The organism is Fibrobacter sp. UWR2, assembly GCF_002210285.1.
GTDB lineage: Bacteria > Fibrobacterota > Fibrobacteria > Fibrobacterales > Fibrobacteraceae > Fibrobacter.
This window is the reverse complement of sequence record NZ_MWQE01000003.1, coordinates 229,160-251,426: the sequence shown is the minus strand read 5'-3', so window position 1 is coordinate 251,426 and position 22,267 is coordinate 229,160. Positions and strand designations below refer to the sequence as shown.

Sequence of the window (22,267 nt, the reverse complement as noted above, 5' to 3'; positions counted from 1 at the left end):
TAATAATAAGAAAAAACGGCTTTCGTTCGCAAGATATGTATCTATCTTTTAGGGCATGAGCGAAGAACTTGTACAGTGTGTCCGCACCGCCGGATTCGAGATGGAATACGCGAAGTTCGGCAACGGCCCGCGCGCCCTCGTGATTATTCCGGGGCTTGCCATCAAGAGCGTGATGAAATCCGCAGCCTCCCTGCAGGTGCCTTACAAGATGTTCACCGAGGGCTACACGCTCTACTTTTTTGACCGGCGCAAGGATGTTGACCCGGGTTACTCCCTCGAGGAGATGGCTCGCGACCAGGTGCTTGCCATGCAGGCGCTCGGCCTCAAGGACGTGGCGCTCTACGGCGTTTCGCAGGGTGGCATGGTGGCCCAGCATATCGCGGCGACGCACCCGGAACTCGTGTGGAAACTCGTGCTCGGCTGTTCGACATCGAAGCCGGAACCGGAACAGCTTGAAGTCATCGGGAACTGGGCGCGCCTTGCCCGCGCGCACGACCGCGAGGGACTCGTCGAAGCCTTCATCCGCGACTGCTTCTCGTCGAAGTTCGCTGAACGCTACAGCCGCGCGCTACGTGCCATGTACAAGGACGTTTCCGAAGCCGACATGGACCGCTTCGCCATATTCGCCCGCGAGTGCGATAACGTGGATACCGGCGACATGCTTGCAAGCATCAGGTGCCCGGTGCTCGTACTTGCCGCAAGCGAAGACCGCGTCGTTCTGCCTATCGCCTCCGACAAGATTGTGGCGCGGTTGAAGGCTGCGAATGTCCCATACGAATTCCAGATGTTCGAGGGCTACGGCCACGCCGCCTTCGACGAAATCAAGGAATACAAGGACCGCATCCTCGCGTTCCTGCAAAAGTAACAACCTGCAAATACATCTCCCTTAATGCGATAAGCATATTTAAAACAGCGATAAACACCTGATACCTAAGATGCGTCGGCCAAGGATGGGGAGGGTGCAGGGAGGGGCCCGTGCGGCCTTCGCAACTCTGAGCTGGGGCCCCTCCCGCAGCATTTTCATACTAAAAACCTCTTTTTCAAAAAAATCAATCACCCATTTAGGCTCAAAAGTCATGAAATGGATTGATTTTTTCTATTTTTCGACCCACTATGGCAAAAATTCTCTTTAAAAAACAGTTATCTCCTGCGGTATTCCAATTCCGCGTCGAGGCCCCGCTGATCGCTCAAGAGCGTAAGGCCGGCCAGTTCATCATCCTCCAGACGAACAAGGACAACGGCGAACGCGTGCCCCTCACCATCGCTGATGCCGACACGACTGAAGGCTCCATCACCCTGATTTTCCAGACCGTCGGTAAGACCACCACCGAACTTTCCAAGTTCGAAGTCGGTGACGATATCCCGGTGCTCGTGGGCCCGCTGGGTTCCCCGACCCACATCGAGAATTTTGGCCACGTGGTTTGCGTGTGCGGTGGCGTGGGCATTGCCCCGATGCACCCGATTGTCCAGGCCATGAAGAAGGCCGGCAACAAGGTCACTATCATCATGGGTGCCCGTAACGAGAGCCTCTTCCTCATGAAGGAAGAAATGACCGCCCTCGCCGACGAAATCATTTTCATGACCGATGACGGCTCCTACGGCCGCAAGGGTCTCGTGACCGAACCGCTGAAGGAACTCTGCGAAGACACGAAGGGCAAGCCCGACATGGTGCTCGCCATCGGTCCTCCGGTTATGATGAAGTTCTGCGCCCTCACCACCAAGCCCTACGGCGTGAAGACCGTCGTGAGCCTCAACAGCATCATGGTGGACGGGACCGGCATGTGCGGTGGCTGCCGCGTGACTATCGGCGGCAAGACGAAGTTCGTCTGCGTCGATGGCCCGGAATTCGACGGCCACGAGGTCGACTGGAACAACATGCTCCAGCGTATGGGCGCCTTCAAGCCCCAGGAACAGGAAGCCTTGCACCGCTTCGGTGCCAATGACGGCCACAAGTGCAACATTGATAAGATGGCTGACGCAAAGGCCAAGGAGAGCAAGTAATGTCTGAACATTTGACTCGTGAACAGTTGGACGCCGCCGCCAAGGTGGAACTTGAAAAGATTAACGCCCTCCCGAAGCCGCTCAAGCCGAAGGACAAGACTGCCATTCCGGCCCAGCCGATGCCGCAGCTTGAACCCAGCTACCGTGCCCGCGTGATGGAAGAAGTGGCTCAGGGTTACACCGAAGCTCAGGCTATCGTGGAAGCTAACCGCTGCCTCGCTTGTAAGAACCAGCCTTGCGTCGAAAGCTGCCCGGTGCACATCGACATTCCGGCCTTCATCGCAAAGATTGCCGAAGGTGACTTCAAGGCCGCTATCGCAAAGATTAAGGAAACCAGCTTGCTCCCGGCAATCTGCGGCCGTGTTTGCCCGCAGGAACGCCAGTGCCAGATGAACTGCACCATGGGCAAGATGCACAAGGACGTGAACCAGGCTGTGGCTATCGGCCGCCTGGAACGCTTTGCTGCCGACTACGAACGCAACAACGGTGGCGCCTCTGTGCCGGCCGTGAAGCCCGCTACCGGCAAGAAGGTTGCCGTTATCGGTTCCGGTCCTGCTGGCTTGGTCGTCGCTGCCGACGTTCGCCGCGAAGGCCACGACGTGACCATCTTCGAAGCTTTCCACAAGCTCGGTGGCGTGGTCCGCTACGGCATTCCTGAATTCCGTCTGCCCAAGAAGATCGTTGACAACGAAATCGAATCTCTCGCAGCCATGGGCGTGAAGTTTGAGACAAATTTTGTCATCGGTCGTACCCGCAAGCTCAAGGACTTGATTGAAAAGGATGGTTTCGATGCCGTGTTCGTCGGTACCGGTGCAGGCCTCCCGCTCTTCATGAACATCGAAGGTGAAAACCTCGTCGGTGTGTTCGCCGCTAACGAATACCTGACCCGCGCCAACCTCATGCGCGCCTACGACAAGGAACATGCCGATACTCCGATGTGGCCCGGCAAGAATGTGGTGGTTCTCGGTGGTGGTAACGTCGCTATGGACGCTGCCCGTATGGCTCTCCGTCTCGGTGCCGAAAAGGTCCGCATCGTTTACCGCCGCAGCATGAACGAACTTCCGGCCCGTAAGGAAGAAGTTCTCCATGCCCAGGAAGAGGGTGTCGAATTCTGCGTCTTGCAGAACCCGGCCAAGATTCTTGGCGACGAAGCCGGCCACGTTCGTGGCATGCTCGTCGACAAGTACGAACTCGGCGAACCTGACGAAAAGGGCCGTCCGCGTCCGGTCAAGGTCGAAGGTGCAAGCTTTGAAATCGAATGCGACACCGTGCTCGTTGCTATCGGTAACGGTTCCAACCCGCTTATCAGCAACACCACGCCGGAACTCTCCGTCGACAAGAAGGGTCACATCCTTCTCGAAGATGCAACCGCCAACAAGACCTTTATGGAGAAGGTTTATGCCGGTGGTGACATCGTGCTCGGCGCTGCTACGGTCATTCTCGCCATGGGTGAGGGTCGCCGTGCTGCCGCTGGAATTAATGAATTCCTGAAGAAGTAAGGAGATGGCGGGTCAAGCCCGCCATGACGTTTAAAACCCCCGCCCCAAGGGCGGGGGTTTCTATTCATTCCAAGTTGGGATAAGTCGCGTTTGGATTTCATTGACCGCGCGGGTTCAAGTGTGTATATTTCAAGCAGCGATGATTAAGATTCCTTTCAACCAGCCGCCCTTCGTGGGGCCCGAAATTGATTACGTAAAACAGGCCGTCGAAAGCGGACGTATTTGCGGCGATGGGCAGTTCAACCAGAAATGCCACGCCTGGCTGGAAAACAGGACCGGAGTTGCGCGGGCGCTCCTTACCACCAGTTGTACGCATGCGCTCGAGATGTCGGCGCTGCTTTGCGGCATACAGCCCGGCGATGAAGTCATCATGCCTTCGTTCACGTTCGTGAGTACCGCCGACGCCTTCGCGATGCGCGGAGCAAAATGCGTTTTCGTAGACATCCGGCCCGACACGATGAACCTGGACGAAAAACTCATCGAAGGTGCCATTACCGAAAAGACAAAGGTCATCGTACCGGTGCATTACGCCGGCGTTGCCTGCGAGATGGACACGATTAACGACATCGCTCGCCGCCACAACCTTTATGTTATCGAAGACGCTGCGCAGGGAATGATGTCTACCTACAAGGGGCGCTCTCTCGGTGCCCTCGGCGACTTTGGCTGCTACAGCTATCACGAAACCAAGAACTACAGCATGGGCGAAGGCGGCGCAATCCTCATCAAGGACAAGAAATACGCCGACCATGCCGAAATCATCCGCGAAAAAGGAACTAACCGCGTGCAGTTCCATCGCGGCGAAGTAGATAAATATACCTGGGTCGAGCTCGGTTCCAGTTACCTGCCGAGCGAACTGAATGCGGCATACCTGTACGCCGAACTCGAAAACGCGCAGAAGATTTACGACAACCGCATGGCCAGCTGGAACGCCTACCGCGAACAGCTGCAGCTGCTCGCCGACGCAGGCGATTTGCAACTCCCCTACATTCCGGCAGAATGCGTACACAATGCGCACATGTTCTACCTGAAAGTTGCCGACCTCAAGACGCGAACCGCACTCATCGCACACCTCGTGCAGAACGGAATTCTCGCTGTTTTCCATTACGTGCCGCTCCACAACGCCCCTGCCGGCAAGCGGTTCGGGCGATTCTACGGCGAAGACATTTGCACCACCCGCGAAAGCGACCGGCTGTTGCGCCTGCCCATGTTCTATGGCCTCAAGCCCGCCGACCTGGAATTCGTGTGCGGCAAAGTGAAGGAATTCTTCGGGAAGTAAGGGCCTGCGCATGACGTCCAAGAAGCTTCTCATTTTAGGCGGCGGCCACGCCGAAATCCCGATGATAAAGGCCGCCAAAGAACTCGGCTGGTACGTGATTACTACGGGTAACAACCGCGACGGTCTCGGGCACCCTTATGCCGACAAGACGGTTTTTGCAGACTTCAGCGACAAAGAAGCGATGCTTGAATTAGCACGCACCGAAGGTGTTCAGGCGGTTTGCTCCGGATGCAACGACTTCTCGTTGCTTTCGACCGTTTACGTGAGCGAAAAACTCGGATTGCCAGGGCACGACAGTTACGCGACAAGCCTAGAGATTCACCACAAGGACAAGTACCGCGCGCTCGCTACAAGGCTCGGCATCCCGACACCGCGCGCCATTACAGTTGATGTCGCAAACACGGACGCCGCAAGCAGCACTGAATTTGACAAAGCCATCGCAAGCCTCACCTACCCCATCATCGTCAAGCCCGTTGACCTCACCGGCGGCAAAGGAATCCACCGTGCGAACAACCCGGAAGAAGCACGCACCGCCTACAAAGACGCCTGCAGCCGCACACGGCAAGACCACATCGTGGTCGAGGAGTTCGTCACCGGCACAAACCACGGTTTTTCTGCCATGCTCGTGAAGAGCAAAGTCGCATTTGCATTCGCCGATAACGAGCAGTACTTTATGAACAAGTACATGGTGAGCGGAGCGAACTCGCCGAGCACATCGAGCAACGAGACTCTCGCAAAACTCCGCAACTACTGCGAACGCATTGCCAGCGATTTGCACTTGGTCGACGGCATTTTGCACATCCAGTACATCGAAAAAGCCGACGGCACTCCCGTAATCATCGAAATCTGCCGCCGCGCTCCCGGCGATTTGTACATCAAGTTCGTGCAATACGCCACCGGAATCGACTACCCGAAATTCATTGTGATGGCCGAAACCGGCGAAGATATTTCTGGCATCCAGGATAAGCCCACGCAGGGCTACTGGCTACGCCACTGCCTAATGCCAGGCCCCGAAATAAAAAAGGGCGATACCGTCCGCGAAGTCGTTTTCGACCCCGAAATCCAGGGGAATATCGTCGACAAACTGCTGTGGTACACACCCGGCGAAACCATTGCAGACAAACTAACATATAAGGCCGGAATAGTATTCTTCCGATTCAATACCTCCGAAGAAATGGCCGACAAGACCGCCAGAATGACGGATTTAGTGAAGATTAAAGTCAATTAACTTCTAGGAGATTCCGTGTCAAGCACGGAATGACGCAAAAAAGCACGGAATGACGATAGAAATAACGTCATGGCGGACCTGATCCGCCATCTAATATCCTATATTCAGAAATATGAAAAAGGAACCTTACCAGATTGCCTTTATCGGCGGCGGCATCAATTCCGCCATCGGCGAAGTCCACAAGGCGGCAAGCCAGATGGACGGTCATTTTGAATTGGTGGCGGGCGCATTCAGCACCCACGCCGAAACGAACAAGAAGACCGCCGAAGTCTGGGGCGTACCTGCCGAACGCACCTACGCAAACTACCGCGAACTCCTCGAAGCCGAAAAAGGCAAACTCGACGCCGTCGTAGTGCTTGCCCCCACCGACCTGCACAAAGATATCGTTATCGATGCACTCCGGGCAGGCTTCCCCGTGATTTGCGAAAAGTCGCTCGCCACAAGTTTCGAAGAAGGCGAAGCCATCGCGAAGGTTGTCGCCGAAACCAAGGGATTCTTTTGCACCACATACAACTACACCGGTTACCCGATGGTGCGCGAACTCAAGCAGTTCATCGCCGACGGCAAACTCGGCAAAATCCAGCAGGTGCAAGTCGAAATGCCGCAAGAAGGCTTTATGCGACTGGGTTCGCACAACGAGCCGCCCAAGCCGCAGGCCTGGCGCCTCAAGGATACCGTCATCCCGAAGATTTCGCTGGACCTCGGCAGCCACCTGCACAACATGATATACTTTTTGACAGGCGAGCGCCCGGAACGCATCGTTGCCGACCAGGCAACCTTCGGGCTTTTCCCGCAGATTGTAGATAACGTAGGGGCCCTTGCGCAGTACACCAACAACATGCGCGCGCAGGTCTGGTTCAGCAAGACGGCACTCGGCAACCGCAATGGCCTGCGCATTCGCGTGTACGGCAGTGAAGGCAGCGCCGAATGGTTCCAGCTGGAGCCCGAAACGCTCAAAACATGCGACCTGCGGGGCAACGTAAGCCTGCGCGACCGCACCGGCGACGTGAAAATTGCAAACCAGCAGCGCTACAACCGCTTCAAGGCGGGCCACCCTGCAGGCTTTATCGAAGCCTTCGCCAACTACTACAAAGATATCGCCGACTGCCTCAGGCAATATTTCGAGACAGGCCGTTTTACAAGCCAATATGTTTGCGGAATCCGCACATCGCTCGAAGGCCTTGCCATGATGCAGGCCGCCGCCCGCTCCGCACAGAGCAACAAATGGGAGAACGTATGAAACTCTCATTTGTAATTCCCTGCTACCGAAGCGAAAACACCATCGAGACCGTGGTGCAAGAAATCCGCGACACCGTCGCGACACGCACCGGCACCGATTACGAAATAATCCTGGTGAACGACTGCAGCCCCGACGGCGTGTGGCAAGTCATCAAGCGCCTCGCCGCCGAAGACAGCCATATCAGGGGAATCTGCCTCGCCAAGAACTTCGGGCAGCACTGCGCATTGATGGCCGGCTACGCACAAACTACCGGCGATTACGTGATAAGCCTCGACGACGATGGCCAAACCCCTGCCAGCGAAACATTCAAACTGGTTGACAAACTCGAAGAAGGCTATGACGTAGTGTACGGCTACTACGAACATTCCGCGCAGCACCTCTTCCGCCGCTTTGGCACGTGGGTCAACAAGAAAATGGCCGAAAACATCATCGGCCAGCCCAAGACGCTGCGCACTACGAGCTTCTTTATAATGCGCAAGTTCATCGTCGAAGAGATCGTGCGCTACCCCCACCCCTTCGCCTATATCAGCGGCCTTGTTTTCCGAGCGACCAAGAACTTGGGCAACGTCGAAGTCCAGCACCGACGCCGCATCGAAGGCGAATCCGGCTACACCATCGCAGGCCTAATCGGGCTCTGGATTAACGGCTTTACCGCGTTTTCCGTCAAGCCGCTCCGTGCAGCGACCTTCATCGGCATCCTCTGCGCCCTTGTGGGCTTTGGCGCAGGCATCTTCGTCGTTTACCAAAAGTTCATGCACCCCGAAGTTCCCGTGGGCTACACCAGCATGCTCGCCACGCTCCTCTTTGTGGGCGGCATGATTATGCTACTGCTCGGGCTTATCGGCGAATACGTAGGCCGCATCTACATCAGCATCAACCAGTCGCCGCAATACGTGGTGCGCGAACGGACATTCTAGGGCAAGCAAATGGCCGCGGCACAGACAAACGAATGGACAACAGTCATTAAGCCAAAGTCGAGCCTACTCTCGGTAGACTTCGGCGAAATCTGGCAGTACCGCGATTTGTACCGTATGTTCGTCAAGCGCGATATCGTCACGTGGTACAAACAAACTATTCTCGGCCCGCTGTGGTTTTTCATTCAACCCATCATGACCACCGTCATGTTCATGGTCGTGTTCGGCGGCATCGCGAAAATTTCGACAGACGGATTACCGCAGCCGCTATTCTACCTCGCCGGCATCTGCCTCTGGACATACTTTTCGGAATGCCTGAACCAGACGAGCAAAACCTTCATCGAGAACGCGAACATGTTCGGCAAGGTGTATTTCCCGCGCCTCGTGGTGCCGCTTGCCACCGTCACGAGCAACCTCGTGCGACTCAGCATCCAGATGGGGCTCTTTTTCCTGGTGTTCGCGTACTACATGATTTTCACCGACGCACCCGTGCACCCTAACTTGTACGCGCTGCTCACACCCGTGCTCATAGCGCTCATCGCCGCGCTCGCACTCGGCTTTGGCGTACTGTTCAGCAGCCTCACCACCAAGTACCGCGACCTCACATTTTTACTAAGCTTCATTGTGCAACTGTGGATGTACGCGACTCCAGTGATTTACCCGCTCAGCACCATCGAGGATCCGCGCCTCAAAATGCTCATGCAGGCAAACCCGCTCACCAGCATCATGGAAACGTTCAAGTTCGGCATGCTCGGCGTAGGCGAATTCAGCTGGGCCGCCCTCGGCTACACCGCCGGCTTCGCCGCCTTCATCCTGGCCCTGGGCGTAATCGTATTCAACAAGATACAGCGCACGTTCATGGACACGGTGTAAAGTGCAACGCACCTGCCGTGCTTCTACACCTTAAATCCCGCTTCAACCATGCATTTCTGCGCAAAGCAGTTGGCCTCATCCTCTTTTTCGGGGTAGTTGTGCGTAATTTCAATATTCTGCAGACAAATACCCTTCTTTCCGTGATACAGCACATGCGCCAGCTCATGGAAGAACGTAAACCACATCGTTTCGCGCTTTTTAAAACGGTCGTGCAACTGAATCAATGGCACATCCTTGTACCAGCGATACATACCATGTATAGGGGCGCTCTTGAAATTCTGCACGAACAGCACGCGAATTCCAATTTTACGGCATAGTTCCTGCAGCCCCGTCATACAGTCGTCAACAACCTCCGCCTCGGGCGTCCAGTAGGTAATGCGTTTTTTGCCCTTCGGGCGCACCTTGTTGGCCGCCGCAAACGCGATGATTTCGGGGAGTGCAGCCTTTAGGCGCTTGCGAACAGGAATCTGTCCCAATTTTTCCATCGGGTCCTGATCCGAAAGAATCTCGCCCCGACGAATCCATGCCGACATGGCATACGGGTCCTTGACCTCGGCAAGAGAAATGCGGAACGCCACCTTCAGGCGGGCATCCTTGTAGTAACCGTCCCACGCCTTGGGGGACGCCACCGCGAAAAATTTGAGGAGCGAAAGGCCCGATTTCTCATTATCTTTGTCTTTTTCCACCCAATCACGAGCATTCAATTCTGGCGGGAAAGATTTTCGCCACAAGGGTTGGTTTTCAAGCGTTGCCTTAATAAGTTCGCGTGAAAGGTATTCATCATAAGCAATTTGGCTACGCAGCCAAAACGAAGCTGGGATTTCTGTAACCATCTCCAACATGATTGCGACTTCCGGCATAATGCGGCAATTGCCCTGCAAAATATCATTCACCGCCTTGGGCGTATACCCCATACGCGCAGCCAAGTCATTCGCATCTAGGCCCATTTCTTCAAGTTTTTCAGCAAGATGCCGCCCAGGAGGCACCACAACAGCCAATTCATCACATCTATAAACCTGCATAAGAGCTCCTACTTATGATAATCTACAATTTCTAAGATAGAAACAGTTTGTTCCACAATCAATCCGACAATATTCCCGTCACTATTTAAAACCGGCTTGAATATAAGCCGATACGGATGATCCAAATCGCACGCCCATTGCCCCGCACGGTCGCCAACCAATTCATGAAAACGCCCCGCCACATATTTCAATGAATCCAAATCAACGGCTCGAAGCAAGGCGTCTATTCTTACCGAATAAACATCCGCACGACGTTGCCCCAACTTTCGCACAGCATAGGCCCTGTCGCCCGCGCAGCGAGCTAATTCTTTGTCTGCGAACACAACCTGCATTTCATCCTATTAATTTTACTGCACCTATAATATATATTAAAATTTTAAATAATGCAATAGGTGTAGTAATTTTTCTAAAAAAAATATATATTCGGCATGCACTGTCCCCGACAAAGGCAACCATTCGGAGGTAAAATGACAAAACGCATCAGATCATACATCTACACACAAGGCAAATTCGGGAAACGTATTCGAGAGACGCTGGATACCGAAAACAAATTCCTTTACTCACACGGACGATACCCCACTAAGATTACGGCAGAAGATTTACCTGACGATTACATCAAAATTCACAGTCGAGTCATTTGGTATATGGATGGATATCTCAAAACTTCGGGAATTGTAGACATCCAGTATCGTTGGACAAAAATCAACCATCTTTTTAAAGATGATTTCATTTACATCTCTTACAAAGAAAAGCTAAAAAAGGAAGTTGACAAATTCGGTTATGAAGACTACAGCAACTACGACGTTTGTATCTGCGGACCAGACATAATGAACATCATCCACGCCGCCGAAAAATACTCACATCTAAACATTTCGCATATACGAAAAGGAATCAGAGCAAAATGCAAATGGCTAAAAGAAAACAAGCCGGAATTCTATGAATTTTGCTTTGCTGGAAACGACAGGAACTTTTTTAAAGAACTTGACAAAAAATGGAAATAAAAAAGGTGAACCAAGCCGAAAACGTCATCGTCAGCCGTATTGCCGCCAGCATTAAATCTAATGTTACCGAATTCGGTATAAATAGGCCTACACCGCGACTTTGAACACGATGCCGCCCGTCACGTAACGGTGGATGATGGAATTGATGAGCGTCTGGTAAGGCATGCCCGCGGCCTTCGCCATTTTCTTGATGCCGTTCAAATCATCAAGCTGCATACGGATGGTGATGTTCTTCGCCGAAGCAGACATAATGTCAGCCCGAATCCGTTCTTCCTCTTCTTGCGGGAGCGGAACAGTTTCATCATTTTCCACCGCTTCCATCAAAGCGCGTTCTTCGTCATCAATCGGCTCATCTATGAATTTCGAGTTCGCCATTTTCAAACCTCCTTTGATACAAACGGCTTTTGAAAGCTGTCTTAAGGAAATATGTTCCATCGTTTTCCTCAATAAACGGAACGCAATGAACATACCCATCCACAAGAACAAGAAACATTCTTTGACCCTTATGTTCTGTTTGGTTATTAACCATCCTAGTGACAAATCGGCCCGCAAGGATTTCTTGCCTTACTGATTCCATATCGATGCTATGCTTCTGCTTGACCACGAGAGCCTTCCCCGGATCAAACCGCACCTTCATCTCTATACTTATAATATACATAATTTACAAATCCCCGTCAAGTATAATTCAATCGCTTTTACCCCAGAATGATGTACATTCGCGGCTTGAGCAGGTTCTTATAAGGGGATTTCTAGGTTTCTTAACCGACACAACGGTCACACCTTCTTTCATCTTTCACTCCTTCCCGCAAACAGGCTTGAAATTGCGGGTCTTTGATCAGTTTTCGTGCATGGTTTATGCACACTTGTGCACTACAATATACTTTTTCAAAACCTGTTTGTCAATAGGTCTGAGACAAATTTTTTTCAATCCCAGGGTCGGCACCAATAACACCATTTTAAGGGACCTGCCGGGACAGCGAAAAACGCGCGTTTTTCGCGCATTTTTTCCGATTTGGGTTCCCGGCAGTCCCTTTTAATCTATATTACTCAACAAGATGACCGCCAACGTCATTGCGAGCCTCGATAGAGGCGTGGCAATCCAGGGCGGTTTACTAAAGACCTTGAAAAGACCATGACCGCGATCGAGTTCGAGAACATCAGCAAGCAGTACCGCCTGGGGCTAGTGAGCACCGGGACGCTCAGCCACGACCTGAACAGGTTTTGACGCCTACGGCGTCCGCTCCTTGGCTCGGCAATAAGAAAGAACAAGTTCTTTCTTGCTGCACTCGCCTTCGGGCTACTGGCAGACCAAGGTGCTGCGCCGCGAGGACCCCTACCTCAAGGTGGGCGAAGTGAACGACCGCGCACACAAGGGCGCAAGCGAATACGTGTGGGCCCTGAAGGACATCAACTTGCAGAAACCCTTATCGCTCGGCCATGGCCAAACAAGTTTGGCCGCGGCTCTCGCTCATCGGGTTTTCAAGGTGGAACAGGGCGACGTCGTGGGAATCATCGGGCGTAACGGCGCCGGCAAGAGCACGCTCCTCAAGCTGCTGAGCCGCGTGACCGCCCCCACCACCGGCACCATCCGCGCACGGGGCCGCATCGCGAGCCTCCTCGAAGTAGGCACCGGATTCCACCCGGAGTAGTGTGCAAGGCGAGTGTCGCGGCGGGACGCTTGCGTACCGACATGATCGAGCCGCAGCCACAGACGCCGTAGGCGTCAAATGACCGGCCTTCCCGAATTATCTTAAATTTCTTGGGCGTTTCCCCGGCAGGCCGGGGTCGGGCCGTCGCGGTATAAAATTGCCGCCTCGCATGGCGATTTTCGAGCCTGTCCTGAGCGAAGACGAAGGATTCAGAGGGCCGAGAGTTGTTGACAAGCGGCCCTCCGAATGGCTTCGCCACCTCCGTCCCTAACGCAAGATTTCACAGAAGCAAATCATCTCTTAGGAGTATCTAAAATTTTTAACAAACTCTCGGTCAAACTGTTTAACATTATACACTTCTGCAGATTTATAAATATATGATTCTAATTTTTTCATATATTTTGCCCAATCAGAATCAGGCCATCTTTTTTTAGCCTTTCTAGCCTCTCGTATCTTGTATATTTCAAGATCATCTTTACCATCTGCTATGACCAAAATAAATTTGCAATATTCTTTGACAAAATTTAGTGGAGAAATGCCAGAAGGGCATGAACTAAAAGATTCGAACGAAAATGAATCGTTATTTTTCAGTTCCTCTAAAATTTTCAGTAACCAATAGACATTGGCATAAGACTTTTCAATGCACTTTTCTTTTGACGCGCCAATCTTTTGATTTTTAAATTCGATAAAATACCAAAAGCCATTTGAATCTATCAAAAAAGAATCTACTGACGCCGGAGATTCGTCCTCTTTTGTTGTGCCTGCAAAATGAATTTTTCTCACAACATCATGAGCAATCGCATCCATCGAAATAGAATTCAAGTCTTTGTATTTTGACATAAAAATCTTTACCGCATTGGCATCGTCTTCCGATGAATCCTGCAAAGATTTCTCTATTTGTATCGGACAGCCAACTTGCCGACAATAGTTTGTCAGCAAATTCACAAACGACTCATACATACTCATCATTCCACCCCGTGTTTTTCTTTGATTTCATCAATAAAAAAACTCGGTTGAACGAGATTGCTGTAAATCTTTTCCAATTGCCCCGTCACATTTTCAAACGAGACTAAATCAGAATCCTGACCACAAGAAGCAAAGTAGTATGAGCAAACATCACTTGTCTTGTGGATTTTGGAATACAAATCCAAGGCTTCCAAAAAATGGGAACTGTGCGTCGTCACAACAACAGTCAAATTGAACGTTTTCTGAAGAAGAACGATGATTTCGGCATACTTCAGCTGCCATTCAGGATGCAAATGAACCTCGGGTTCGTCCAAAATTAGAACATCCCTTTCTTTCAAGCCTTGATTCAAAAGGAGGCGTTTGATAATTGCGAAAGCTTTTAAACCCGTTGACAAGGAATTGACGGACAAGGCTTTTCCGCTTTTTCCCCTTCTGTACAAATATCCATCATGGGTGTTATCAATAGAACCAGGAGCAACCTCATCCAGTTCATCAAGAATCTTTTGCAAGCCCTCGCTAACAATCATTCTTGAAAGAGCCTCGTCCTCTAAGGTTTCATTCCTTCTTTTCTCATTTAAGGAAACGAGTTTATTTGTTAAATCCCTTACCCATGGAGATTCACGATTCTCATAAATTGTCAATTGATTCAATCGGTCCAATACGAATGGATTGTCAATATACGTGGCGGAATTTACCAAGGAAATTTCTCTACGCATGGACTCAAGAGAATCATCCTTAAATACTAATTCAACATACCTTTTTTTTACCAGCAATCCGACAATAGCATCGGCATCTGGGTTGTCAATATTATTAATTCGTTCATTGAAAATCTTTTGGAAAGCTAGCGAAACAACCGATTGCGCAACTTTTTCATCTGGAATAGTTAGGACTTTCTTTATCGACTCGGTAATTTGCGATTTCAAATCTTCATTGAATGTAATTTCAAACTCTTTTTGCTTTTTTTCAAGATCCCGTAGATATAAATCAACGGCATCTTTTTTATTTTCTGAAACAACCAACTCTTCAATAAAATCTAGCGTATATCTAAAAACACTTTGAGATATACTTCCATGCGAATTCAGATTATTCTGATGAAGAAGCGAAACGACTTCTTGTCGAATGTTACGCTTCTTCGCTTGAACAACGGACTTATCTATATTGGCAACAGCACTAAAAATTCCATAAAGAATCTTACCAACGGTACTTTTCCCAGTATCGTTCAAACCGGCAATCGCAGTTATGCCGTCCAACTTAATCTTGGCCGACTTTATCTTCGCGAAATTTTCAATGTTTAATTCCATTGGCACTTTCTCGTGGATATTGTGGTTGTGCACGTTTTCCCCAAATCTAGTTAACATATACACCCCCGTCAGCCACGCCACAACCCAAAACAACCCGTTGGTTTCTCAAAACCAGAATTTTGCCTTTACTTTCGCTCATTTTTCACTCCTTCCCGCAAACAGGCTTGAAATTGCGGGTCTTAGATCAATTTTTGCGCACGGCTTCTGCACGCTTGTGCACTACAATATACTTTTTCAAAACCTGTTTGTCAATAGGTCTGAGACAAATTTTTTTCAATCCCAGGGTCGGCACCAATAACACCATTTTAAGGGACCTGCCGGGACAGCGAAAAATGCGCGTTTTTCGCGCATTTTTTCAAAATCAAGTTCCCGGCACCCCCTTTTAATCTATATTACTCAACAAGATGACCGCCAACGTCATTGCGAGGCCGAAGGCCGTGGCAATCCAGGGCGGTTTATTAAAGACCTTGAAAAGACCATGACCGCGATCGAGTTCGAGAACATCAGCAAGCAGTACCGCCTGGGGCTTGTGAGCACCGGGACGCTCAGCCACGACCTGAACAGGTTCTGGCAGACCAAGGTGCTGCGCCGCGAGGACCCCTACCTCAAGGTGGGCGAAGTCAACGACCGCGCGCACAAGGGCGCAAGCGAATACGTGTGGGCCCTGAAGGATATCAACTTCAAGGTGGAACAGGGCGACGTCGTGGGCATCATCGGCAGGAACGGCGCCGGCAAGAGCACGCTCCTCAAGCTGCTGAGCCGCGTGACCGCCCCCACTACCGGCACCATCCGCGCACGGGGCCGCATCGCGAGCCTCCTCGAAGTGGGCACCGGATTCCACCCAGAGATGACCGGCCGCGAGAACATCTACATGAACGGCGCCATCATGGGCATGAGCCGCGCCGAGATTACCCGCAAGCTCGACGAAATCGTGGACTTCAGCGGCTGCGAACGCTACCTGGACACCCCCGTGAAACGCTATAGCAGCGGCATGACCGTCCGCCTCGGGTTCGCCATCGCGGCACACCTGGAACCCGAAATATTGGTGGTTGACGAAGTGCTCGCCGTGGGCGACGCCGAATTCCAGAAGAAGGCCATCGGCAAGATGCAGGACGTAAGCCGCGGCGAAGGCAGGACCGTGCTGTTCGTGAGCCACAATATGGGCGCAGTGAAGAATTTGTGTAAACGCGGGATTGTGCTTAATCAGGGGCAAGTGGCGTTTGATGGTAATGTAGAAGATGCCGTAGATTTCTACTCTAACCAGAACGCTTATAAAAAAATATGGAAAAAAGAAATTGCATGTATGGAAAATTTAGACAGCACAAAAGACGTCCAATTTTTTTCTATTGAATTTGCGAAGAAAAGCAATGAGTTTGCCTCAGACGAACCTATTGAATTTGTTTTTACTGTTTATGCAAATAAAACTGTAAACGAATGTCGTATTAATTTAACGGTCTTCTCTATAGACGGTTTTCCAATTGGTAGCGTTTCTAATACTCAAACATTCAAAATAAAAGAAGGAGAAACGAAAAAAATTTCTTTAACATTATGTGACCACTTTCTTGCAAAGGGGTTGTACGATGTTTCCTTTGCAACAGGCATTGGAAACTTTTTAACCTGCCAACGAGATTTTGATATCGTTCCGCATGTAATTGCTTTCGCAATTAGTCAATTGTCCGCAAGCAGACAAGAAGATGTTGCCCAATGGAATCGAGGTTGGGGGAATATTATTTGGAAAGGTCAAACTCATATAAAGGAATAAGAAAATGTCTTTGTTTAAATATTTTTTTATTGTTGTTCGCAACTTTATTCGCAATTTCCACTATTTAGGGGAATACGACCTTTTTACAAGATTTAAAGAACATGAGCCCATTGAGTACAGCGATTTTCGTCAAAGCGTCCTTCAATGTAAAAAACAAATTATTAGTAATTATTACAATATGCACCCCCTCGAAGCAGAAAAATACAACGAAGAACTAAATTATCTTAATTCCGTAAACTTAATAGATCCGTTCCCATATCCGACAATAAAAAAAATTTCCGAAGTGCATGTGGAATATGATTCAAAAAAAAGTAAAGTTTTCGTCATTCACAACGGAAAAAAAATGTACCTTCCCAAAGGTTGGTCGAAAGAAACCGCTTCCAAGTATTATCTTAGATTTATAGAACGCGAGAACATTTTAGGCGGTGATTTTACAACCAAAACACCTCATCAATATCAATCCAATCAAATTCATGTTGATAATGGTGATATTATAATTGATGCCGGTGCTGCCGAAGGATTATTCGCTCTAGATGTCATTGAAAAAGCTAAATTCGTTTATTTGTTCGAAGTTGATGAAGTTTGGATAGATGCTCTTAAAGCAACTTTTGAGCCTTATAAAGACAAGGTTTCTATAATTTCCAAATATTTATCCGGTGTAGATTCCAAAGATTGCACCACTCTATCAAGCGTTCTTCCCCAAACAACAGGTGAATCATATTTTATAAAAATGGACATAGAGGGCGAAGAAGAAAACGTTCTTCGGGCCTGCGAAACCTTTCTACAATCAAGCAACAAAATAAAGGTATCTTGTTGCACTTATCATCGAGCCGACCATGAAAAAGACATTCCACTGTTTTTGAAATCACATGGCTTCCAAACGGAGTTTTCTGATGGGTTCATGGTTTTTTACTGGGATCCCAATTTAAATATACCGTATTTTAGAAAAGGACTTGTCAGAGCTGTTCGTAATTGATCTGAAAAAAAAGACCGGTGATATTTACGTCATTCGAAAATGCGAGATTTCCTAGAAAATGAAATATTATGGGTCGTTCACTAAATCAAGCCTTTCTTTAACTAGAGATAGACTCATTCTTTTTAGAGAGTGAATCAATATGTAGACTATCTTCTTTTTTTCTGATCCCACCAATACCTAAGTTTAGCCGATAAAGTAGAAGATGATGTTATTTTAAAGATTTTTGCAAAAAAACGGCTAGACTTGCCAAAAGTTTTTATTTGAGCCCCAGCATTCCAATATGGTTGCGATGGGACGCCCCATACCAGTAACGCCAGAATGTCCTTTGCAGAATATTTCTTTGCAATGCGCGATTTCACACCAAAATCTTCTGATTGCAACTTTGAAATCATCTCATATTCCTGTAGTGATGGTGCTTTTTCTACAGAATTCATTTTTCTAAATCCACAACACAAGAATACATTATAATTTTCTTCTTCAGAAAAGTTAAGACGTGCGTATAATTGGGAAATTTTTTCCACTGCAATTTCATTTATCCGGATTAATTGATTCCCCGAAAACATAGCTTCGGCTTCAATCGGGAAGACCAACTCGTCATTCTGCTCATATGAAAGAACGCTTCCATCTTCATTCATAGAAGCATAATGCTCTAACAATGTTATAGCCAATTCCGAACAAACAAGACCTTGCCTTAGAAAAATAAATGCGTCATCTTTTTCGCCACCAACCATATATCCGCTTGTTACGCCAAAATAAAAAACATAAAATGGATTTTGCCCTTCTTTTTTTAGGATTTTATTTATGCAAACTCGCGTAGTCCCAATCCACCCCAAATCAACAAAAGCCTTTTTTACCTGATCCAATACTCCTTCTTGTCGCAAATATTTCAAAAAAACATTTCTTTTCTGAGAAGAACGCTGCCGTAATAAAGCAGAATCGTTTTGGGCAAACACTTTTATTACTTTCGGAATATTGGCGTTATTCAGCACCATATCTTCGGAAAAAGACTGTTGCCATATTGCGGACATTTCATCCCATTCTATTCCAAGATATGACAATGCGTTTGACAATTTCTGGTTTTTGGAATATCGGAAAAACCATTCCAATTCCTTTTCATCAGCGTTGTAGAATGAACACGGATAAATAGCTTTTCTAGAAAACTTAATATACCTCAGTTCAATATCAGGAAATCGAGATTGAAACTGTTCTGCTATTTTCAAAAAAATCCTCCCATCACGACCAATAAAATAAAGCCGTTTAAAGCCTCTCTTGTGAGATTCTTGTAAAACCTGGTAAACGTAAGGGACATATATACTCGCAACAAAATCAACAGCCAACGTGTATTCAATGCCATTTGGCAAATTTAAACGAACTGCGCGGCAAATCCCACAAAAATGTTCTACAGCAAGTTTACTCGCTGAATATGTGGATTCCCTAAGCCATTCCATTTCATCGCTGGAGAAGTCTCCATTTTTATAAAGTTGAGCGTTGAACCCTTTTTGGCGAGGCATTTCGTAATCAGCCCATGGGTTGTCTCCACAATGCTCCCATTGTTTCGGCGTTGATTTAGTAAAGTCTAATATTTTGTCAAACAGGCTGCCTTCATGTTTTGAAGCGTTCCATTCACATGAAATGGCTAATATATCTCCGTCTTTATAAAAACCATATTTTTCTAAAGTTTTTTTTATCAACGATGATGGAAGATACATATCCGAAAGAAATGCAATTTTTACGCCAGCTTTTCTAGCCTCTTGTACTTGTTTTAGTATTTGACCATTTGGATATAGCAATTCTTCTTGAACAGCCATTTCCAGTTCAATCAAATCGTTTTTGCTTAAGCCAAATGAAGATGAATCAAATTCGTCATACAATTGCGTAATGTTTGCGTTAGGATTATTTTTAAGCACCTCGCTTTCAATACGTTCTCGTTCAGCAAGAAAAGCTTTTTGCAAATGGATCTGGGCGTCACAAAACAAACGTTTTGACATTATGTCAAAAACTTTTTCTGGAGTTCCACAAAGCCTAATTAAGCAGGTGTCGAAGACATCAAATGATTTAAAACTATCCATAGCAAAAAAATAACTTAATTACGGCATCTATCTAACAAACAATACTTTTTTTTCTCAAAATAAAACATCCATCGCTCATGAATTCAAGAAATTTCACCATTTGCCCGTCAAAAATGGTAATTTTTCAAACTCTGGAATATTATATTTAGGATATGGAAACCTTAAAAGCCGAAGATATCTCGTCTTTGATAAAAAAATACAAAAACCTTAAATTGACACAGACAAAATATGCGCCGTTTTGCGGCATGGGCATTCACATTTTCCTTGGACTAGAAAAAGTCAAGCAGACCTTGCATCTAAGTAAGGCGTTCCTGGTTCTTGGACTGAGGATCTCGTAATATGAAAAACATCTTAATTTTGCATAATTCTCTTGACTACAATCAAAGTGGTGTAGAAAGAGTTTCTTTTTTGTTGAAAAAAGAATTATGCGACCATAATTATAATTGTTTTGAAGGCTGTATAAAAGGTGAAAATACAACTCATCAACAAGATGTATTCGAATACAACTTCAACGACTCTAGAAAAAAAGTTTCAGTTGACTTTTTAACTTACATTCAAAAGTACAATATAGACGTTATCATCATTCAGGGACTGTTTGATCCCAATATAAACCATGCAATGTCCTATTTGAAAAAAAGAGGCGTATGCAAAATTGTTTTTTGTTTGCATAATGCGCCATCTGCTCACAATAGGAAAAAGCCATTATCGGTAATAAACCGATTAAAGATTCTCATTTGGTATTTCGTAAAATTTCAAATGGTAATTTTTGATTTTCGCAATCACCGTATCAATATGTTGGGGCAAATGTACGATATTGCGAATAGATTCATTTTACTCTCCGACGCGTACGTCGAAGAATTCCGTAGTATCGTAAAAAGACAAGATGTTGGCAAAATCAGTTGTATAAACAACCCCTTAACCTTTCAACCTCAGCAATTGAATTTCATTCAAAAGAAAAAAGTCGCGCTCATTCTTGGTAGACTTGATGATTTTCAAAAAAACATTTCGGCAGCATTACGCATTTGGAAAATAATTGAGGATTCGGGCATCTGTGATTGGAATTTAATTATTGTCGGCTCGGGAATAGACGAACAAAAATTAAGGGATTACGCAAAAGGCATTAATATAAAGAATTACTCTTTTCTCGGAGCAACGTCAGAACCTGAAAATTTTTATATAGAGAGCCCCCTCTTTATGATGACATCTCGTTTTGAGGGTTGGCCAATGACTTTACTTGAGGCGCAACAATGTGGATGCGTCCCAATAGCATTCAACACCTTTGCTGCACTTCCAGAGGTTATTGAAAATGGAGTCAATGGTTATATCGTAGAAAAAAATGATGAATTGCAATTTGCTAAAAAAGTAATTGAACTAATAAAGAACGAACCTTTGCGGCAACAACTAGCTCAAAATTGCATAAACAAATGCCAGAACTATTCTTCCAAGGCAATCGGTGATAAGTGGGATTCTTTATTACAACGTCTTTAACAAGTGAAGGAGTTTGAAATGTTTGATATGTCTTATTTGAAAAGAGTTCTTTTCAATCTAATAAAAAATTTTCATCTTATGGGTAAATACAATATCCAAGATGATTATCTAAACAAGTTGAATGAAATTGATCGGTTGCGAGGTTTCATTGTTAGTTTGTGTTTAAAAAACATGCCTGAACTTGCTCAGCAATATTCTGACGAATTAGATTTTTTAGATAAAAAAAATATTCATGATATGTTTCCTTATGATCAGGTTAAGACTCTAGAATCTGATGAAATTCTTGTGGGTGTTGATAAACGCTATAAACTACCCTATGTTTTGCATAATGGGAAAAAATTGTTTTTTCCTGCATGTTGGAACCCCAAAGAAGTTTCCGAGAAATACAAATACTACATTGAACGAGAAAATCTGTTAGGGGGAGGATTCACTTCTAAAGCACCACACCAATACCAGTCGGAACAATTTAAAATTGAACCTGGAGATATCTTGCTAGATATTGGATGTGCTGAGGGCTTAATTGCATTAGACTCAATTGACGATTTGAAAAAACTGTATTTGTATGAGGCGGATCCTATATGGCAGAGACCTCTTCATGCTACGTTCGCTCCATACAAAGACAAGGTTGTAATAATCAACAAATGGGTCAGTGATAAAGACGATTCCACGTCGGTTACATTAAATTCCTCTGTAAAAGAAGATCCTATGGAGCATTTTTTTGTGAAAATGGATATAGAGGGCGCAGAAGAAATGGTTATAAAAGGAAATTCTGATTTCTTCTTAAATAGAAAAATCAATGTCGCTTGCTGTACCTATCATAAATACAATCATTACTCCACATTAAAGGATGTGTTCGAAAAATGGGGCTATTCCGTGTCCTCATCAGATGGATATATGCTTTGTTTTATGGACAACGTCTTCCAACCACCTTATTTTAGAAAAGGCGTCATTAGAGCCAGTAATATAAAAACTAGCAATACCTAGTTACTTCATTTTGGGAAA

19 protein-coding genes and 1 pseudogene are annotated in these 22,267 nt (G+C 47.1%); 14 read left to right on the top strand and 6 right to left on the bottom strand.

The window, feature by feature from the left end:
* The first annotated feature begins 55 nt into the window (after positions 1–55).
* From B7994_RS07035 to B7994_RS07000, 8 genes are all read left to right on the top strand, one after another.
* Entirely contained in the window at positions 56–865 is an 810-nt protein-coding gene (locus tag B7994_RS07035) for an alpha/beta fold hydrolase (RefSeq protein WP_088637747.1), read from the top strand.
* A gap of 248 nt (positions 866–1,113) precedes the next feature.
* Positions 1,114–2,001 carry a sulfide/dihydroorotate dehydrogenase-like FAD/NAD-binding protein gene (locus B7994_RS07030; RefSeq protein WP_072809080.1) on the top strand — a complete coding sequence of 296 codons (888 nt, stop codon included), beginning with the start codon at positions 1,114–1,116 and terminating at the stop codon, positions 1,999–2,001.
* Positions 2,001–3,500, top strand: coding sequence for an NADPH-dependent glutamate synthase (gltA, locus tag B7994_RS07025; RefSeq protein ID WP_073323109.1), 1,500 nt, complete (start codon positions 2,001–2,003; stop codon positions 3,498–3,500). The genes B7994_RS07030 and gltA overlap by 1 nt, the downstream gene beginning before the upstream one ends.
* 139 nt (positions 3,501–3,639) lie before the next feature.
* Complete coding sequence (rffA, locus tag B7994_RS07020) at positions 3,640–4,776, top strand: dTDP-4-amino-4,6-dideoxygalactose transaminase (RefSeq protein WP_088637746.1); 1,137 nt, start codon at positions 3,640–3,642, stop codon at positions 4,774–4,776.
* 10 nt (positions 4,777–4,786) lie between these two features.
* Positions 4,787–6,004 carry an acetyl-CoA carboxylase biotin carboxylase subunit family protein gene (locus tag B7994_RS07015; RefSeq protein ID WP_233143100.1) on the top strand — a complete coding sequence of 406 codons (1,218 nt, stop codon included), beginning with the start codon at positions 4,787–4,789 and terminating at the stop codon, positions 6,002–6,004.
* Between the two features lie 112 nt (positions 6,005–6,116).
* Positions 6,117–7,244, top strand: a complete 1,128-nt coding sequence (locus B7994_RS07010; protein WP_088637744.1) for a Gfo/Idh/MocA family protein — start codon at positions 6,117–6,119, stop codon at positions 7,242–7,244.
* Positions 7,241–8,161 carry a glycosyltransferase family 2 protein gene (locus tag B7994_RS07005; RefSeq protein ID WP_088637810.1) on the top strand — a complete coding sequence of 307 codons (921 nt, stop codon included), beginning with the start codon at positions 7,241–7,243 and terminating at the stop codon, positions 8,159–8,161. The genes B7994_RS07010 and B7994_RS07005 overlap by 4 nt, the downstream gene beginning before the upstream one ends.
* A 9-nt stretch (positions 8,162–8,170) precedes the next feature.
* A complete protein-coding gene (locus B7994_RS07000) occupies positions 8,171–9,031 on the top strand; it encodes an ABC transporter permease (RefSeq protein ID WP_088637743.1) in 861 nt (286 codons plus the stop codon).
* 23 nt (positions 9,032–9,054) lie between these two features.
* Here the strand turns inward: B7994_RS07000 and B7994_RS06995 are convergent, their stop codons facing one another.
* Both B7994_RS06995 and B7994_RS06990 read right to left on the bottom strand, forming a co-directional pair.
* Complete coding sequence (locus B7994_RS06995) at positions 9,055–10,053, bottom strand: ImmA/IrrE family metallo-endopeptidase (protein WP_088637742.1); 999 nt, start codon at positions 10,051–10,053, stop codon at positions 9,055–9,057.
* 8 nt (positions 10,054–10,061) lie between these two features.
* A complete protein-coding gene (locus tag B7994_RS06990; protein ID WP_088637741.1) occupies positions 10,062–10,385 on the bottom strand; it encodes a type II toxin-antitoxin system RelE/ParE family toxin in 324 nt (107 codons plus the stop codon).
* Between the two features lie 135 nt (positions 10,386–10,520).
* Between B7994_RS06990 and B7994_RS06985 the strand changes: the two genes are divergently transcribed.
* Positions 10,521–11,054 (top strand): hypothetical protein, encoded by a 534-nt coding sequence (locus B7994_RS06985; RefSeq protein WP_088637740.1) that lies wholly within the window; start codon positions 10,521–10,523, stop codon positions 11,052–11,054.
* A gap of 87 nt (positions 11,055–11,141) precedes the next feature.
* Here the strand turns inward: B7994_RS06985 and B7994_RS06980 are convergent, their stop codons facing one another.
* Positions 11,142–11,429 (bottom strand): hypothetical protein, encoded by a 288-nt coding sequence (locus B7994_RS06980; protein ID WP_088637739.1) that lies wholly within the window; start codon positions 11,427–11,429, stop codon positions 11,142–11,144.
* 757 nt (positions 11,430–12,186) lie between these two features.
* On the opposite strand from B7994_RS06980, the pseudogene B7994_RS14390 reads away from it, so the two are divergent.
* A pseudogene (locus B7994_RS14390) lies at positions 12,187–12,700 on the top strand (ATP-binding cassette domain-containing protein); the annotation flags it as partial.
* A 303-nt stretch (positions 12,701–13,003) separates the two neighbouring features.
* Here the strand turns inward: B7994_RS14390 and B7994_RS06965 are convergent.
* A complete protein-coding gene (locus tag B7994_RS06965; protein WP_144063789.1) occupies positions 13,004–13,648 on the bottom strand; it encodes a hypothetical protein in 645 nt (214 codons plus the stop codon).
* Between the two features lie 20 nt (positions 13,649–13,668).
* A complete protein-coding gene (locus B7994_RS06960; protein ID WP_144063788.1) occupies positions 13,669–15,027 on the bottom strand; it encodes an AAA family ATPase in 1,359 nt (452 codons plus the stop codon).
* Positions 15,028–15,448: 421 nt separating this feature from the next.
* Here B7994_RS06960 and B7994_RS06955 point away from each other — a divergent pair, with 421 nt between their 5' ends.
* Both B7994_RS06955 and B7994_RS06950 read left to right on the top strand, forming a co-directional pair.
* Entirely contained in the window at positions 15,449–16,732 is a 1,284-nt protein-coding gene (locus tag B7994_RS06955) for an ABC transporter ATP-binding protein (RefSeq protein ID WP_088637735.1), read from the top strand.
* 4 nt (positions 16,733–16,736) lie between these two features.
* The gene (locus B7994_RS06950; RefSeq protein WP_088637734.1) at positions 16,737–17,708 is read left to right on the top strand and encodes an FkbM family methyltransferase; all 972 of its coding nucleotides are present in this window, start codon (positions 16,737–16,739) and stop codon (positions 17,706–17,708) included.
* A gap of 146 nt (positions 17,709–17,854) precedes the next feature.
* On the opposite strand, the gene B7994_RS06945 is transcribed toward B7994_RS06950, so the two are convergent.
* Positions 17,855–19,777, bottom strand: coding sequence for a hypothetical protein (locus B7994_RS06945; protein ID WP_144063787.1), 1,923 nt, complete (start codon positions 19,775–19,777; stop codon positions 17,855–17,857).
* A gap of 339 nt (positions 19,778–20,116) precedes the next feature.
* Between B7994_RS06945 and B7994_RS06935 the strand changes: the two genes are divergently transcribed.
* On the top strand, positions 20,117–21,265 hold the full coding sequence (locus B7994_RS06935; RefSeq protein ID WP_088637731.1) for a glycosyltransferase: 1,149 nt from the start codon (positions 20,117–20,119) through the stop codon (positions 21,263–21,265).
* An 18-nt stretch (positions 21,266–21,283) separates the two neighbouring features.
* Positions 21,284–22,249, top strand: a complete 966-nt coding sequence (locus tag B7994_RS06930; protein ID WP_088637730.1) for a hypothetical protein — start codon at positions 21,284–21,286, stop codon at positions 22,247–22,249.
* The last annotated feature ends 18 nt before the right edge of the window (positions 22,250–22,267 follow it).

Coding starts and splice junctions, on each gene's coding strand:
- gltA (WP_073323109.1), top strand. CDS start 2,001: ATGTCTGAACATTTGACTCGTGAACAGTTGGACGCCGCCGCCAAGGTG.
- B7994_RS06945 (WP_144063787.1), bottom strand. CDS start 19,777: ATGGATAGTTTTAAATCATTTGATGTCTTCGACACCTGCTTAATTAGG.
- rffA (WP_088637746.1), top strand. CDS start 3,640: ATGATTAAGATTCCTTTCAACCAGCCGCCCTTCGTGGGGCCCGAAATT.
- B7994_RS07005 (WP_088637810.1), top strand. CDS start 7,241: ATGAAACTCTCATTTGTAATTCCCTGCTACCGAAGCGAAAACACCATC.
- B7994_RS06955 (WP_088637735.1), top strand. CDS start 15,449: ATGACCGCGATCGAGTTCGAGAACATCAGCAAGCAGTACCGCCTGGGG.
- B7994_RS06980 (WP_088637739.1), bottom strand. CDS start 11,429: ATGGCGAACTCGAAATTCATAGATGAGCCGATTGATGACGAAGAACGC.
- B7994_RS06985 (WP_088637740.1), top strand. CDS start 10,521: ATGACAAAACGCATCAGATCATACATCTACACACAAGGCAAATTCGGG.
- B7994_RS06950 (WP_088637734.1), top strand. CDS start 16,737: ATGTCTTTGTTTAAATATTTTTTTATTGTTGTTCGCAACTTTATTCGC.
- B7994_RS06995 (WP_088637742.1), bottom strand. CDS start 10,053: ATGCAGGTTTATAGATGTGATGAATTGGCTGTTGTGGTGCCTCCTGGG.
- B7994_RS06960 (WP_144063788.1), bottom strand. CDS start 15,027: ATGTTAACTAGATTTGGGGAAAACGTGCACAACCACAATATCCACGAG.
- B7994_RS06990 (WP_088637741.1), bottom strand. CDS start 10,385: ATGCAGGTTGTGTTCGCAGACAAAGAATTAGCTCGCTGCGCGGGCGAC.
- B7994_RS07035 (WP_088637747.1), top strand. CDS start 56: ATGAGCGAAGAACTTGTACAGTGTGTCCGCACCGCCGGATTCGAGATG.
- B7994_RS06930 (WP_088637730.1), top strand. CDS start 21,284: ATGTTTGATATGTCTTATTTGAAAAGAGTTCTTTTCAATCTAATAAAA.
- B7994_RS07000 (WP_088637743.1), top strand. CDS start 8,171: ATGGCCGCGGCACAGACAAACGAATGGACAACAGTCATTAAGCCAAAG.
- B7994_RS06935 (WP_088637731.1), top strand. CDS start 20,117: ATGAAAAACATCTTAATTTTGCATAATTCTCTTGACTACAATCAAAGT.
- B7994_RS07015 (WP_233143100.1), top strand. CDS start 4,787: ATGACGTCCAAGAAGCTTCTCATTTTAGGCGGCGGCCACGCCGAAATC.
- B7994_RS07030 (WP_072809080.1), top strand. CDS start 1,114: ATGGCAAAAATTCTCTTTAAAAAACAGTTATCTCCTGCGGTATTCCAA.
- B7994_RS07010 (WP_088637744.1), top strand. CDS start 6,117: ATGAAAAAGGAACCTTACCAGATTGCCTTTATCGGCGGCGGCATCAAT.